Source organism: Streptomyces sp. TG1A-60, assembly GCF_037201975.1.
Lineage (GTDB): Bacteria > Actinomycetota > Actinomycetes > Streptomycetales > Streptomycetaceae > Streptomyces.
In genome coordinates this window covers 299,795-312,743 of record NZ_CP147520.1, presented here as the reverse complement: position 1 = coordinate 312,743, position 12,949 = coordinate 299,795, and the positions used below count along the sequence as shown (strand labels likewise).

Sequence of the window (12,949 nt, the reverse complement as noted above, 5' to 3'; positions counted from 1 at the left end):
CCATGACCACCACCACCGAGGCACCGGCGCTCACCCCGGTCGCCGCCCCCCGCAAGCTGTCCTACGTCAAGGCCTTCAACGAGGGACTCGCGCAGGCCATGCGTGAGGACGAGAACGTCTTCGTCGCCGGTGAGGACGTGGCCGGATACGGCGGCGTCTTCCGCATGTTCGACAACCTGCTCGACGAGTTCGGCCCCCGCCGCATGATCGACACCCCGATCTCCGAAGCCGCCCTGGTCGGCCTCGGCGTCGGAGCCGCCGCCCGGGGCCTGCGGCCCGTCGTCGACCTGATGTTCATGGACTTCATCGGCGTCTGCCTCGACCAGATCGTCAACCAGGCGGCGAAGATGAAGTACATGTTCGGCGGCGCGCTGTCCGTGCCGCTCACCATCACCACCGCCTCCGGCGCGGGCCTCGGCGCCGCGGCCCAGCACAGCCAGAGCCTGGAGGCCTGGCTGGCCCACGTGCCCGGGCTCAAGGTGGTCATGCCCAGCGACGCGTACACCGCCAAAGGTCTGACCGTCTCGGCCATCCGGGACGACAACCCGGTCGTCATCATGCTCAACAAGGTCCTGCTCGGTAGCACCAGCGAGGTGCCCGAGGAGATCTACGGCATTCCGCTGGGCCAGGCGCACACCGCACGGCACGGCTCCGACGTCACGGTGATCGCTCTGGGCCGCATGGTGGGGGAGGCCCTCGCGGCGGCCGAAGAACTCGCGGCCGAGGGCGTGGAAATCGAGGTGATCGACCCCCGCAGCGTGCAGCCGCTGGACACCGAGACGATGTTCGCCTCCGTCCGCCGCACCAACCGGGTGCTCGTGGTGCACGAGGCCGTCACCTTCGGCGGGCTCGGCGCGGAGATCGCCGCCCAGATCCAGGACTCCGTCTTCGACTACCTGGACGCGCCGGTCCTGCGCATCGGCGCCCCCTTCTCCCCGGTTCCCTTCTCCCCGGTCCTGGAGAACGCGTACGTGCCCGATCGCGCCCGCATCGCCCAGGGCTGCCGGCGTCTCCTCGAAAGGTCGTGACCGACATGGCGGTCGAGGTCCTGCTGCCGAAGATCGGTCTGACCATGCAGGAAGGCACGATCGACGAATGGCTCGTGCCGGCCGGCGCGGCCGTCGCGGAGGGCGACGCGCTGCTGAGGCTGGCGACCGACAAAGTCGACGTGGACGTCGAGGCGGAGGCCGGGGGACTGTTCCACCCGGTGGTCCCGGCGGGCGTCACCGTCCCCACCGGGGCCCTCATCGGCTGGCTGCTGGCCGAAGGCGAGCAGCCACCGGATCCGGCAGGTACGCCGATGCCCGCCGGGTCCGGGGCCGGGGCGGGTGCTGCGCCGCCCGCGCTCAACGGCACCGACGCCGGGGCTGCTACGGCGGTGACCTCCGTCAACGGCACCGACACCGGCGTTGCTCCCGCGGTGCCCTCCGCCAACGGCACCGCCGGCCGGCTCCTGTCCTCGCCGAACGCCCGGCGGGTCGCCACCGCTGCCGACGTCGACCTCACCGCCGTACGCGGCACGGGACCCGGCGGCCGGATCGTCTCCGAGGACGTGGAGGAGTTCCTCGCGGCCCTCCCCGGCGACCTCGGCACACCGGTCCCGCCGGGCGGCACCTCCTCCTCGCCGCTGGTCCGCAAGCTGGCCAAGGAACGCGGCATCGACCTGTCCGAGGTGAACGGCACCGGACCGGGCGGCCGGATCCGGCGCTCCGACCTCGACGCCGTCACCCCGGCCCCTCCCCACCGGGGCGCGGCCCCCCGGCCCGGGGACGTCGTCCCGCTCACCGGGATGCGCGGCACCATCGCCCGCAGGATGCACGCCAGCCTCCAGGAGATGGCGCAGCTGACGCATGGCTACGAGGTACGGATGGACGCCGTGGTGTCCCTGCGGGACCGACTCAAGGAGGAGTGGGCTGACAGCGATCTGCCGGTGCCCAGCCTCAACGACTTCCTGCTGAAGGCCGCCGCCCTGGCCCTGCGCGAGCACCCGCTGCTCAACGCGACGGTGCGGGAGGACGGCATCCATCTGCTCGACGACATCCACCTGGGCTTCGCCGTGGCCCTTCCGGGCGGCCTCATGGTCCCCGTGATCGAGGACGCCGTGGAGCTGCCGTTGCCCGAGATGACCCGCCGGTCCAGGGAGCTGGCCCAGGCCGCGCGCGAGGGGCGGATCTCCCCCGCACGACTGGAAGGGGCCACCTTCACCGTCACCTCCCTCGGCGGATACGGCGTCGACTTCTTCACCCCGGTGATCAACCCCGGCAATGTCGCGATCCTCGGGGTGGGCAGGCTCCGGGACGGCGTCGAGTGGGCGGACGACCGGCCGTTGCGCACGCGCGTGCTCACCCTGAGCCTCACCTTCGACCACCGTGCCGTCGACGGGGCACCCGCAGCCGAATACCTGCGCACGCTCGGTGACTTGCTGAGCAGGCCCCTCCGGCTGCTGGTGTGATCCGCCGGCCAGGCCCTCAGGTGGCCGGGTCCGCAATCCGCTCCGCGAGAGCGTCGACCTCGCGGACGAACGAGCGGTGCCCCAGTGACCGGTACACGTCATCGCCCCGGACCTGCGAGATCGCCGCGGTCTCCAGCAGTGCCAGCAGGCCCAGCCCGATCACCGCCGCCTCGGCGTCGGTGACGGACGTACGGGCCTTGCGGATCAGCCGCACCAGCCCGTCCAGCAACTCGCTGCGGCTCTCCTGGCGCAGCGCCTCCGCTTCCTGGCTCATGCCGGCCGACGACACGAAGAACACCGTGGCGGCGGAACGGTGTTCGCCCAGCCAGGCCAGCAGTGTGGTGACCGCCGCACCGACGTCCGAGCCGGGTTCGTGGGTCTCGGTGAGCGCCTGCAATTGCTCGCGCAGTGCGGTGGCGAACGCCCGCATCCCCTCGGCCAGGACCTGGTCCTTGGAGGAGAAGTGGTAGTACACCGCTGCCGAGGTCATCTCCGCGCGAGCGGCGATGTCGGCCACCGTCACCTCGTCCGGCGGCTGGGTGGCGAACAGCTCGGTGGCTGCTTCGATCACCCACTGCTTGCGCGACGGACGGTGAGCGGCGCGGGTTCCGGAGGTCGTCATGGTGTCAAGTATGCGGGGTGGCCAGTGTCCCGTAAGCCCACGCGCAGCAGGAATTACTCCGCCGGCCGGTCGGAGTTACTGGATAGCATGGGCAGCAGGCAAGGCCCGCGGACGCGGGGTCACGGCAGCCGGCAGGGAGCATGATGGCCAGCATGAAGAACGGCAAGCAGCCCGCCCACCGACCCTCGCGGCGGCAGCACATCATTACCGCCGCCGTGCGGGTGTTCGGCCGCAACGGGTTCGCGGAGACCAGCATCCAGGACATCGCGGACGAGGCCCAGGTGGTGCCCACGGCCGTCTACTACCACTTCGACGGCAAGGAGGAACTGCTCGAACTCGCCATGCGTCGCGTGTTCGACCAGCTGAACGCGGTCGTGGAGGCGGCCCGTCCCGAGTCCGAGCCGGGTGACGCGGAGGGGCTGATCCGCGTCATCGACGCCGTGTGGGACTGGGTCGAACAGAACCCGGACGAGGCCCGCCTGTACCAGGTCCAGGTCGCCTCCGCCAACGGCAGCGTCAAGGTGCTGCGGGACGAGTTCGAGCAGCGGCACATCCAGCGTGGATACGACTATCTGCCCGAGGGCACCACCCGCAGTCCCCGGGCGGCGAAGGTACGGCACGCGTCACAGGCGCTCGCGGTCCGCACCCTGATCAGTACGACCATGCTCGTCACCGCGCTGCGGGCGGAGGGGGGACCGCTGTCCGGGCTGCCCTCCCGTTCCGTGCTGGAGGCGGTCCGGGAGCTGGCGCTGCGCATCGTCGCCACCGAGCAGAAGCCGGCGGAATCCGCGAGATCCACGAAATCGGCGAAGCCGGCCGAGCCGGTCACGTCCCGGACCTGAGGCGGTTCACCAGGCCAGTGGTCTGCGGTCGGCGAACAGCCCGCCGGTCGTCTCGTCGCCCTCGGGCAGGGTCGCCAGCCAGACCGGGGTGTCCGCCCCCTCCCGCAGACCGCGCGGGGCGGCGGAGCCGCCCATGCCGCTGCGGGTCCAGCCGGGGTCGGCGGCGTTGACCAGGACGCCCGTGCCGGACAGCTCCGCCGCGAGCATACGGGTCAGGGCGTTGAGCGCCGTCTTGGAGATCCGGTAGGCGGGATGCCGGCCGGAGTCCATCAGCGCCAGCGAACCGTAGGAGCTGGTGACGTTCACGACCCGTCCGTAGCCGGCTTCCACCATGCCCGGGACGACGGCCTGCGCCACCCGCCAGGCGCCGGTGAAGTTGGTGTCCAGCGTGGTGTACAGGACGTCCTCGTCGACCCAAGGGGGCCGCAGATCCCCGTCCAGCGACACCCCGGCGTTGTTCACCAGCACGTCGATCCCGCCGGTCAGTTCCCTCGCTTCCCGGACCGCTTCGGTGACGCTCCTCGTGGAGGTCACGTCCAGGGTCAGCGGGACCGCCGCCGGACAGAGGGCACGGCACGCCTCCTCGGCGGCCTCCGGCTTTCGCGCCGCGACCAGGACCCGCAGCCCCCGGTCCGCGAGCTGCCGGCCGATCTCCAGCCCGATTCCCCGTGCCCCGCCCGTGACGAGTGCGGTTCTGCCGTCGTGCCGCATGGCGGTGTCCGCCCCTTTCACACCGTGAGGACCGAGCAGGCGCTGATCCCGGGCGCCCCGTACACATGGGTGAAGCCCACCCGGGGCGCGCCGGGCACCTGAAGACCCGGCGCCCGGCCCTGCAACTGCCGTACGACCTCGTGGAACTGACGCAGCCCGGAGGCGCCGACGGGCTCCCCGCCGGCCAGACAGCCGCCGTCGGTGTTGACCGGAATCCGGCCCGCGGCATCGGTGTCCCCCGCGGCCAGCAGCGCCTCCTGCTCGCCGTGGCCGCACAGTCCGGTTTCCGCCAGGTGGATCAGCTCCGAGCCGCTGTCGGTGTCCTGCAACTGAGCCACCTGTACGTCAGCGGGACGCAGCCCCGCCGTGCGGAAGACCGCCTCCGCGGCGTCCACGCTGGGGCTGCGGTGCGGCCCCGGCGGCAGCCATGGGGAGAACACCTCGAACGAACCGAACCGCCGGGTCCGGAAGGCCAGCGACGCGAGCCTGACTGGTCGTTCGCACAGGTCGAACGCGCGGTCGCCGAGCGCCAGCACCAGCGCGACAGCGCCCTGTCCGGGCGAACAGAACATGTACTGGGTGAGCGGGGGACTGACCTCGGCGGAGTCCAGGATCTCCTGCTCCGTCAGCGGCTTGCGCCGCCACGCCAGGGGGTGGTGCGAGCCGTTGCGGAAGGCGCGTGCCGCCACCATCGCCAGCGCCCGCTCCGAGATCCCGTGTTCGTACAGGTACCGCCGGGTCTTGAGGGCGAAGAACTGGGTCGTGAGCATCATGCCGGTCTCGGCGTACCAGTCGCCCAGGCCGTAACGGGCCGCGGAGACGTGGAAGGCGCCCCGCTCGTGCTTGTCGAACCCCACCGCCAGTCCCACGGAGGCCTCGCCGGCGCGCAGCGCGTTGGCGACCGTGAGCAGGGTCGAGGCACCGGTCGCGCAGCCGTTCTGCACGTTGACGAACGGCACTCCGGTCAGGCCCAGCCGGCCCACCAGGGTGTCGGGCTTGCCGGACACGTCGGAGCCGCCGGCCGCGTAGCTGATGTCCTCCCAGGCGGTACCGGCGTCGGCCAGCGCCTCGCGTATCGCATGCTCGGCCATGTCCAACCCGGTGACGTTCTCGTCGCGGCCGAAGGGATGCATACCGCAGCCCACGACATAGACGTCGTCGGTCCGCCTCATCGTCCGCCGTCCCTGTCCGGTGCGAACGCGAAGGTCAGCACCTCGGTCCCGTCCTCGTCCTGATACGCGGTCACGGTAGTGAGCTGGACCGGCAGACCGATCCGGATCTCCGCGCGGGGGACCGCCAGCCGCGCCTCGACCAGCACCTCACCGAGGTCCACATAGCCCACGTGGTAGGCCCGGTGGCCGCCCGACGGCGGCCGGTACGGTGGCTTCGGCGGGAACGCCTGGAGCGTCCACGACCACACCCGCCCACTGACCGGCAGCACCCGCGAGGACATCACCCCGTCCGGGCACCTGGGGCAGGATTCCTGCCGGGGAAGACGACGGTGCCGCACGCGCAGCAGCGGGCGCCCACGAGACGCGGTGGATCCCCGGCGTCGGACCCTCCGCCGAAGTCCCCGTCGAACAGTGACTCGTCGATGAGCCTGGTGGTCATGCCGTCCCGCCTTCCACGTCACCAGCCCAGCAGCCCGGCCAGCCGTTCCCGATGGTGTGCGGCGCCGCCCAGCAGGACCGCGTCCGACTGGGCGCGCCGGAAGTACAGGTGCGCGTCGTGCTCCCAGGTGAAGCCCATCCCGCCGTGGAACTGCACGCACTCGGCGGCGACGGAGACGAACGCCTCGCCGCACCACGCCTGCGCCACCGCCGCCGCTTCGGCCAGCGCCTCCGGTGCGCCGTCCGCCAGGACCGCGCGGACCACGGCCGACCGTGCGGCCTCGACCTGGAGCAGCATGTCGGCGCAGGCGTGCTTGACCGCCTGGAAACCGCCGATCGCCCTGCCGAACTGGGTGCGGTCGCGCACATGGGCCACCGTCATGTCCAACGCGGCCTGTGCTCCGCCGAGTTGCTCGGCGGCCAGGGCGATCAGCGCCACGTCCAGGGCGCGGGAGACGATGTCCGTTCCCTCGCCGCCGGCGGTCAGTGCCCTGGCCCGGGCCCGGGAGAAGGTGACCACCGCCTGGCCCCGGCTGAGGTCCAGCGTGGGCACCCGGCGCACCGTGACCCCGGGCTCGCGCGGGTCGGCCAGGAAGAGGTCCACGCCGTCGGTCCCCGCCGCGGCCACCACCAGCGCCTCGGCGTCGGCGCCGTCGAGGACGAACGGCGCGGTGCCGTCCAGCAGCGGGACACCGCCCTGCCTGGAGACGGCCACCGGCACGGCGCCGGGCCGCCACCTCCCGTCGGGCGCGGCCACCGCCAGGGCATGCACCGTCCCCTCGGCCAGCTCGGCCAGCGCCTTGTCGGCCGTACCGCAGCCGGCCAGCACCTGCCCGGCCAGCACGGTGGAGGACAGCAGCGGCACCGGTGCCAGCGCCCTGCCCAGCTCCTCGCAGACGGCGGTGATCTCGGCGAGGCCGCCGATGCCTCCCGCCGACCCGGGCAGGCCTAGGGCCGCGAGGCCGACCTGCCGGCCGAGGGTGTCCCACAACTCGGCGTCGATGCCGGGGGCTTCCTCGGACATCCGGCGCACCGCGGCGGTGCCGCCGGCGTCGGCGCACACCGACCGCACGGTCTCGCGCAGATCGTCCAGCTCCGTGTCCGACAGGGCTGTGCCCTCGGTCGTGGTGCTCGTCATCGTGTGCTCCCGCCCTCGTCCTGCCGCTGCCGCTTCCGCAGGGCACTGTGCGCGGCGGCCATGCGGGCCACCGGTACGCGGTGCGCGGAACAGGAGACGTAGTCGAGGCCGAGGTCGTCGCAGAAGGCGATCGACTCCGGGTCCCCACCATGTTCACCGCACACGCCGAGCTTGATCCCGGGCCGTACGCTGCGTGCCCGTTCGGCGGCCAGGGCGACGAGTGCGCCCACCCCGTGGGGGTCGAGCCGGGCGAACGGGCTGGCGGTCAGGAACCCGCGCTCCTGGTAGGAGGCGAGCACCTGGCGCTCGACGTCGTCCCGGGAGAACCCGTAGGTGAGCTGAGTGAGGTCATTGGTGCCGAAGGAGAAGAACTCGGCGTGCTCGGCGAGTTCACCGGCCAGCAGCGCGGCCCGCGGGGTCTCGATCATCGTGCCGAGCCGGTAGGGGACCTCCACCCCGGTGCGGGCGGCGACCGCGTCGGCGGCGGCGCGCACGTACGCGGCCGCGGCGGCGAGTTCCTCCGGCAGGCTGACGAGCGGGATCATCACCTCCAGCTCCGGCCGCACCCCGGTGGCGGCGACATCGGCCCAGGCCGTGAAGAGTGCCTCGGCCTGAGCCGGGTAGAGCCTCTCGTGCAGCAGTGCCAGCCGCACTCCGCGCAGCCCGAGCATCGGGTTCGCCTCGCGCAGCGCGGCGGCCCGCTGCTCCTCGCCCGCGTCCACGGCCTGCCCGGGGGCGGGCAGGAACTCGTGCAGCGGGGCGTCCAGCAGGCGCACGGTCACCGGGCGGTTCCCGACGGCGGCCAGCAGCGCGCGGAAGTCCTCGTGCTGGGCGCGCTCCAGCGCCGGCAGCGCTTCGTCGCGGGCCGTCGGGTCGGCGGCCAGGAGCACCCGGCGGATCAGCGGCAGCCGTTCGCCGAGGAACTGGTGTTCCGTACGGCACAGTCCGACACCCTCCGCGCCCAGGGCGAGGGCCGTGTCGACCTCGGTGGCGGTGTCGGCGTTGACCCGCACACCCAGCCGGCGCATGCCGTCCCCCACTCCAGCAGGGTGGACAGCTCGGGCGGCGGTCCGGCGACGCTGACGCTCAGCGTCCCCCCGTAGACGGCGCCGGTACGGCCGTCCAGCGAGACCGGGTCGCCCTCGCGCACCACCCGCTCCCCGAAGCGGACCGTCCCGGCGGCCAGATCCACGCGCAGCCCCTCGGCGCCGCACACCGCGGGTTTGCCGGCGCCCCGCGCCACTACGGCGGCGTGCGAGGCGATCCCGCCGCTGCCGGTCAGCACGGCAGCGGAGGCCAGCATCCCGGGGACGTCCCCCGGGGTCGTCTCAGCGGCCACGAGCACGACCTGCCTACCATCCGCGGCCAGTTCGAGGGCACGCTCACTGGACAGCACGACCACTCCGGTCGCGGCTCCCGGAGACGCGGGCAGCCCCCTCACCAGGAGGTCGTCCCCGCCGGTCAGCCGCAGCTGGGGGTGCAGCAGCTCCTGCACCTGGGCGGGGGTGATCCGCCGTACGGCGTCCTCGCGGCCGAGCGCCCCGTCCCGGGCCAGGTCCGCGGCCAGGCACACCGCCGCCCTGAGGGGTGGGCGGAGTTGCGCCGAGGCGGCGAGCAGGGAGATCTCGTCGTCGCGCACCTCGAAGTCGACCGACACAGGTGCCCGCAGATGACGCTCCAGGGTGAGCAGGGAGTGTTCCAGCAGCGCGGTCCCGCCCGCGAGCCGGTCCAGCGGTTCACCGGTGTGCGGCGGCGGGGCGCTGCGGCGCACTCCCCGGAAGAAGAAGCCCTGGGGGAAAGCCGCCCGGTCTCGGGATCGCGGCTGACCGCCGTGCCGTAGCCCGAGTGGTCCGCCGGGCCGATGCGCAGCGCCTGCACGTGCAGGGCGAGGGCCAGATCGGCGGGGAGCCGCTGGGCTCTGCGGGACCTTCGCGCGCGCGGCGAGTCCCACCGGGCGAGCAGGGCGCGGGCGGCCAGCGCGAGCTGCTGCGCCGGGTCGTCCGGGAAGGGATGGGAGCCGTGCCGCGCCACCAGGGAGAGCAGTGCCTCCACCCGTGCCCGCGGCTCGGGCGTGTCCAGGAGGGCGTCGTCGAGCACCGCGCCGGACACCTCGAGGGCGTACTCGGCGGTCATCCGTACGGTGGCGGCCCACACCTCGTACAGGGCCTCCGCGCGCCCGATGACGGCGCACAGGTCACCGGCGTTCCCCGTGGTCACGCCGAGACAGGCCAGGTCGGGCGGCAGTCCCGCGATCTCGGTCGGCGCGCTCGCCGACAGACGCAGCAGCAGTGGCCGGCCCGCGTCGCCGATCCGCCGCCCCGAGAGCTGTTCGACCAGATCGACGGCTGCTTCGGCGGTGCCCGGTTCGCCCAGCGACGCGGAGGCGCCCGCGGGCACGGTGAGCCCCGGCACGACCGGCAGCCCGAGGGCCACCAGCCGGTCCATCGCCGCGCCGTGGGCGCCCAGCTCGTCGGCGTCGAGGCCGCGGATCCGGCCTTGCCCGTAGGGCACCAGGACACGGCCGGGGGCCTCGGACGGCGCGAGAGGAGCGCCGGACTGTGCGAGTGGGCCCGCCTCGCGGTCGGCGACGCTCACCCCCGGCTCCTGGTGACCAGTGCCTCTTCCAGGGCCTCGTCCTCGGCCCGGCTGATCCCCAGCACCAGCAGCAGCTCCTGGTGCAGCCGCATCCACACGGTGTGGTACGAGTCGCACAGAGGTGAGGCCAGCCACGCCGTCGCGCCGTCGTCGAAACGGACGAGGGCTTCCTCCAGCGCGGGGAGGTACCGGTCGCTGCCCGCGAGTACCCTCTCCAGCCTGCGCAGCACGGGCTGAATGGCCTCGTGCACGTCTTCCAGCGACTCGCGCACCCCGGCGTCGTAGGCGTCGTCGGAGTGGTCGTTCGCGGTGCCGTCGGGACGGCACTGCCAGGCCGTGCACACGTCGCGGATCTTCCGGTTGATCGGCAGGAACGCCTCGTAGGCAGCGGTGATCCGTGCCTCCTGCTCGGAACCGGCGGGGACCCGCAGGATGTGCGCGGCGGCGGCCTTGGCCCGCTCGGTCGGCAGCACCACCGGACCCTTCACCATCGCCAGCCCGGCGTCGACCAGCGGACGGTGCTCGGACTCCGGCCGGCCGCGCCACATGCCACGCAGAACGAGGTCGACGACGGCTTCGCCGACAGGCTCGTCGGGAGCGTCCGGAAGGCCCACGGCAGCAGATTGCATCGCCACACCTTTTCCCCGGTCCTGTGGTGACCGGTTCCTCGGATCTGTGTTGCCCGGAGGTTACGCCTCGGCGAGCCTGTTAGTGAAGAGGGACTCAAGAAACACTTTCGGATTCGCCGGTCTCGGCCCGGCCGTCGCCCGCCTTCGGGCGGCTCCGCGCGGCGAGGAACGACGCCATGCGGTCCCGCGCCTCCCGGCCGTCCGCCAGATCGGCGATCAGCCGCGCCTCTTCGGTGAGGTGGCGGCACAGTTCGTCGCCGGTGCCGGCGCGCAGCAGGCCCTTCGCGGCACGCAGTGCGTCGCCGGCGCCGGCGGCCAGACCGGCCGCCGTCCGGTGCGCCGCGTCGTCCAGTTCCTCGTCGTCCACGCAGTGGGAGACCAGGCCCCATCGTTCGGCGTCGTCGCCGGTCAGGACCCGGTTGGTGAGGATCAGGTCCGCCGCCCTGCGAGGGCCCACCAGGCGCGGCAGGAACCAGGAGGCCCCGCAGTCCGGCGTCAGCCCGATCGCCGTGTACGCCAGCCGGAACCGCGCGGACCGGGCGGCCAGGACGATGTCACCCACCAGCGCCAGGCCGATCCCGCCGCCCGCGGCCGCGCCGCGCACGGCGGTCACCAGCGGCACGGGCAGCTCGTACAGGGCCTGTACCGCCGTATGCGCGGCGCTCGCCACGGCATGGACGTAGGCGCCGGTCCCGGCGCCGCGACCGGCGAAGGCGCGCAGATCACCGCCCACGCAGAAGCTGCCGCCCGCCGCCCGCAGCAGCACGGCGCCGCCCGGGTCCGCGGCCACCTCGCGCGCGGTGTTCCGCAATGCCTCGGCCGTCCTCAGGTCCAGGGCGTTGCCCCGTCCCGGGTCGTCGAGTCTCAGCTCGACGACCCGGTCGGGGTGGCGGACGATCCGGACCGGCTCGGTGCTCACGGCAAGGCTCATGGGCGTTTCTCCTGTGGTCTTCCCGTCGCAGGGCGCTTCCCGTCCCGGGTGTTTCCCGGCAAGATACTGAAGAGGCTATACAGTTTCTAGAACGCGACGGGACCCGATGCCCGTACGCCCGTCGGCGGGAGGTCCCGTGCCCATCCAGTTCGATGTAGACCCGACTGTCACTCAGCTCGCCTCGAAGGCGGCCGAGTTCGTGCGCGAGGTGGTCATTCCGGCCGAGCGCGAGTGCGGCGGGTCCGTGCACGACGCACCCGAGGCCCTGCGGGAGACACTGCAGAGTGGCGCCCGCGACGCGGGGGTCTTCGCTCCGCACGTGCCGGAGCGCTGGGGTGGACACGGGCTCGACCTGCGCGGGCAGGCGGCGGTGTTCGAAGCTGCGGGCTACTCCCTGCTCGGACCGCTGGCGCTGAACTGCGCGGCCCCGGACGAGGGAAACATGCACCTGCTGGAGAAGGTGGCCACCGAAGAGCAGCGGCAGAGGTATCTGCGTCCGCTCGCCGCGGGGGAATCTCGGTCCTGTTTCGCCATGACCGAACCGGCTCCCGGGGCGGGTGCCGATCCCCGCTCCCTGCGGACCACCGCGACCCGGGTCCCCGGCGGCTGGCGCATCGACGGGCGCAAGTGGTTCATCACCGGTGCCGAGGGAGCCGGCTTCGCCATCGTCATGGCCCGCACCTCCGGCAGTCCCGGTGACCCGGGCGGCGCCACCATGTTCCTGGTCGACGCAGGCACTCCCGGCATGCGCCTCGTGCGGACCATCGAGACGCTGGACGAGTCGCTCTTCGCCGGGCACAGCGAGATCGTCTTCGAGGAGTGCGTGGTGGGCGAGGGGCAGGTGCTCGGCGCGGTGGACCACGGCTTCGAGGGCGCCCAAGTCAGGCTCGGTCCCGCCCGGATGACCCACTGCATGCGCTGGCTGGGAGCTGCCCGCCGTGCCCAGGACGTGGCGCTGGAGCGGGCGGGGAGCCGGATGGCGTTCGGCTCGGCGCTGGGAGACCTCGGCATGGTCCAGCAGATGCTGGCCGACTCCGAGATCGACATCGAGGCGAGCCGCGCCCTGATCCTGCGCACCGCCTGGGAGCTGGACACCGGCTCCCCAGCCGCCTCGCAGCTCACCTCGGTGTCCAAGACCTTCGTGGCGGAAGCGGTGAACCGAGTGGTCGACCGCGCAGTGCAGATCTGCGGAGCGCTCGGCATCTCGGCCGCCGACGCGCCGCTGGCCCGCCTGTTCAGGGAAGTGCGGCCGTTCCGCATCTACGACGGCCCGTCGGAGACGCACCGGTTCGCCATAGCGCGCCGCGCGCTGCGGCCCTACCGTCAGCCGCGCGCGGGTGTCGCCGACGGCTGACGACGGTGAGTCAATATGCAACCAAACGTTGCGCATTACCACCCGCTGCCGTACTCTGATGCGCA

General features: G+C 72.8%; 15 protein-coding genes. 4 read left to right on the top strand and 11 right to left on the bottom strand.

Features of this window, described 5'->3' with window-relative positions; genetic code table 11:
- Window positions 1–2: 2 nt before the first annotated feature.
- Together WBG99_RS00675 and WBG99_RS00670 are read left to right on the top strand one after the other, a co-directional pair.
- Window positions 3–1,028, top strand: coding sequence for an alpha-ketoacid dehydrogenase subunit beta (locus WBG99_RS00675; protein ID WP_338894400.1), 1,026 nt, complete (start codon window positions 3–5; stop codon window positions 1,026–1,028).
- Between the two features lie 5 nt (window positions 1,029–1,033).
- Window positions 1,034–2,452, top strand: a complete 1,419-nt coding sequence (locus WBG99_RS00670) for a 2-oxo acid dehydrogenase subunit E2 (RefSeq protein WP_338894399.1) — start codon at window positions 1,034–1,036, stop codon at window positions 2,450–2,452.
- A gap of 16 nt (window positions 2,453–2,468) precedes the next feature.
- Here WBG99_RS00670 and WBG99_RS00665 read toward each other — a convergent pair whose 3' ends face one another.
- Window positions 2,469–3,074 (bottom strand): helix-turn-helix domain-containing protein, encoded by a 606-nt coding sequence (locus WBG99_RS00665; protein WP_338894398.1) that lies wholly within the window; start codon window positions 3,072–3,074, stop codon window positions 2,469–2,471.
- Between the two features lie 152 nt (window positions 3,075–3,226).
- Here WBG99_RS00665 and WBG99_RS00660 point away from each other — a divergent pair, with 152 nt between their 5' ends.
- On the top strand, window positions 3,227–3,916 hold the full coding sequence (locus tag WBG99_RS00660; protein WP_338894397.1) for a TetR/AcrR family transcriptional regulator: 690 nt from the start codon (window positions 3,227–3,229) through the stop codon (window positions 3,914–3,916).
- Window positions 3,917–3,922: 6 nt separating this feature from the next.
- Here WBG99_RS00660 and WBG99_RS00655 read toward each other — a convergent pair whose 3' ends face one another.
- The 10 genes from WBG99_RS00655 to WBG99_RS00610 form a co-directional block, all read right to left on the bottom strand.
- Window positions 3,923–4,627 carry an SDR family NAD(P)-dependent oxidoreductase gene (locus tag WBG99_RS00655; RefSeq protein ID WP_338894396.1) on the bottom strand — a complete coding sequence of 235 codons (705 nt, stop codon included), beginning with the start codon at window positions 4,625–4,627 and terminating at the stop codon, window positions 3,923–3,925.
- A gap of 17 nt (window positions 4,628–4,644) precedes the next feature.
- Complete coding sequence (locus tag WBG99_RS00650; RefSeq protein ID WP_338894395.1) at window positions 4,645–5,799, bottom strand: thiolase family protein; 1,155 nt, start codon at window positions 5,797–5,799, stop codon at window positions 4,645–4,647.
- Window positions 5,796–6,080: an OB-fold domain-containing protein gene (locus WBG99_RS00645; RefSeq protein WP_338894394.1), complete on the bottom strand. Its 285-nt coding sequence runs from the start codon at window positions 6,078–6,080 to the stop codon at window positions 5,796–5,798. The genes WBG99_RS00650 and WBG99_RS00645 overlap by 4 nt, the downstream gene beginning before the upstream one ends.
- Window positions 6,080–6,238 (bottom strand): zinc ribbon domain-containing protein, encoded by a 159-nt coding sequence (locus WBG99_RS00640; RefSeq protein WP_338894393.1) that lies wholly within the window; start codon window positions 6,236–6,238, stop codon window positions 6,080–6,082. Before WBG99_RS00640 ends, WBG99_RS00645 begins: the two co-directional genes overlap by 1 nt.
- 18 nt (window positions 6,239–6,256) lie before the next feature.
- Window positions 6,257–7,375 (bottom strand): acyl-CoA dehydrogenase family protein, encoded by a 1,119-nt coding sequence (locus WBG99_RS00635; protein ID WP_338894392.1) that lies wholly within the window; start codon window positions 7,373–7,375, stop codon window positions 6,257–6,259.
- Window positions 7,372–8,388 carry a putative PEP-binding protein gene (locus WBG99_RS00630; RefSeq protein WP_338900159.1) on the bottom strand — a complete coding sequence of 339 codons (1,017 nt, stop codon included), beginning with the start codon at window positions 8,386–8,388 and terminating at the stop codon, window positions 7,372–7,374. Before WBG99_RS00630 ends, WBG99_RS00635 begins: the two co-directional genes overlap by 4 nt.
- On the bottom strand, window positions 8,274–8,870 hold the full coding sequence (locus WBG99_RS00625) for a PEP-utilizing enzyme (RefSeq protein ID WP_338894391.1): 597 nt from the start codon (window positions 8,868–8,870) through the stop codon (window positions 8,274–8,276). The genes WBG99_RS00630 and WBG99_RS00625 overlap by 115 nt, the downstream gene beginning before the upstream one ends.
- Window positions 8,837–9,970 (bottom strand): hypothetical protein, encoded by a 1,134-nt coding sequence (locus WBG99_RS00620; RefSeq protein WP_338894390.1) that lies wholly within the window; start codon window positions 9,968–9,970, stop codon window positions 8,837–8,839. Before WBG99_RS00620 ends, WBG99_RS00625 begins: the two co-directional genes overlap by 34 nt.
- A complete protein-coding gene (locus WBG99_RS00615; protein ID WP_338894389.1) occupies window positions 9,967–10,599 on the bottom strand; it encodes a hypothetical protein in 633 nt (210 codons plus the stop codon). The genes WBG99_RS00620 and WBG99_RS00615 overlap by 4 nt, the downstream gene beginning before the upstream one ends.
- A 94-nt stretch (window positions 10,600–10,693) precedes the next feature.
- Window positions 10,694–11,530, bottom strand: a complete 837-nt coding sequence (locus tag WBG99_RS00610) for an enoyl-CoA hydratase/isomerase family protein (protein WP_338894388.1) — start codon at window positions 11,528–11,530, stop codon at window positions 10,694–10,696.
- A gap of 136 nt (window positions 11,531–11,666) precedes the next feature.
- On the opposite strand from WBG99_RS00610, the gene WBG99_RS00605 reads away from it, so the two are divergent.
- On the top strand, window positions 11,667–12,884 hold the full coding sequence (locus WBG99_RS00605) for an acyl-CoA dehydrogenase family protein (RefSeq protein WP_338894387.1): 1,218 nt from the start codon (window positions 11,667–11,669) through the stop codon (window positions 12,882–12,884).
- Window positions 12,885–12,949: the final 65 nt, after the last annotated feature.

Bases quoted from the DNA above. Each gene is read 5' to 3' on its own strand.
- WBG99_RS00675 (WP_338894400.1), top strand. From the start codon at position 3: ATGACCACCACCACCGAGGCACCGGCGCTCACCCCGGTCGCCGCCCCC.
- WBG99_RS00670 (WP_338894399.1), top strand. From the start codon at position 1,034: ATGGCGGTCGAGGTCCTGCTGCCGAAGATCGGTCTGACCATGCAGGAA.
- WBG99_RS00665 (WP_338894398.1), bottom strand. From the start codon at position 3,074: ATGACGACCTCCGGAACCCGCGCCGCTCACCGTCCGTCGCGCAAGCAG.
- WBG99_RS00660 (WP_338894397.1), top strand. From the start codon at position 3,227: ATGAAGAACGGCAAGCAGCCCGCCCACCGACCCTCGCGGCGGCAGCAC.
- WBG99_RS00655 (WP_338894396.1), bottom strand. From the start codon at position 4,627: ATGCGGCACGACGGCAGAACCGCACTCGTCACGGGCGGGGCACGGGGA.
- WBG99_RS00650 (WP_338894395.1), bottom strand. From the start codon at position 5,799: ATGAGGCGGACCGACGACGTCTATGTCGTGGGCTGCGGTATGCATCCC.
- WBG99_RS00645 (WP_338894394.1), bottom strand. From the start codon at position 6,080: ATGTCCTCGCGGGTGCTGCCGGTCAGTGGGCGGGTGTGGTCGTGGACG.
- WBG99_RS00640 (WP_338894393.1), bottom strand. From the start codon at position 6,238: ATGACCACCAGGCTCATCGACGAGTCACTGTTCGACGGGGACTTCGGC.
- WBG99_RS00635 (WP_338894392.1), bottom strand. From the start codon at position 7,375: ATGACGAGCACCACGACCGAGGGCACAGCCCTGTCGGACACGGAGCTG.
- WBG99_RS00615 (WP_338894389.1), bottom strand. From the start codon at position 10,599: ATGCAATCTGCTGCCGTGGGCCTTCCGGACGCTCCCGACGAGCCTGTC.
- WBG99_RS00610 (WP_338894388.1), bottom strand. From the start codon at position 11,530: ATGAGCCTTGCCGTGAGCACCGAGCCGGTCCGGATCGTCCGCCACCCC.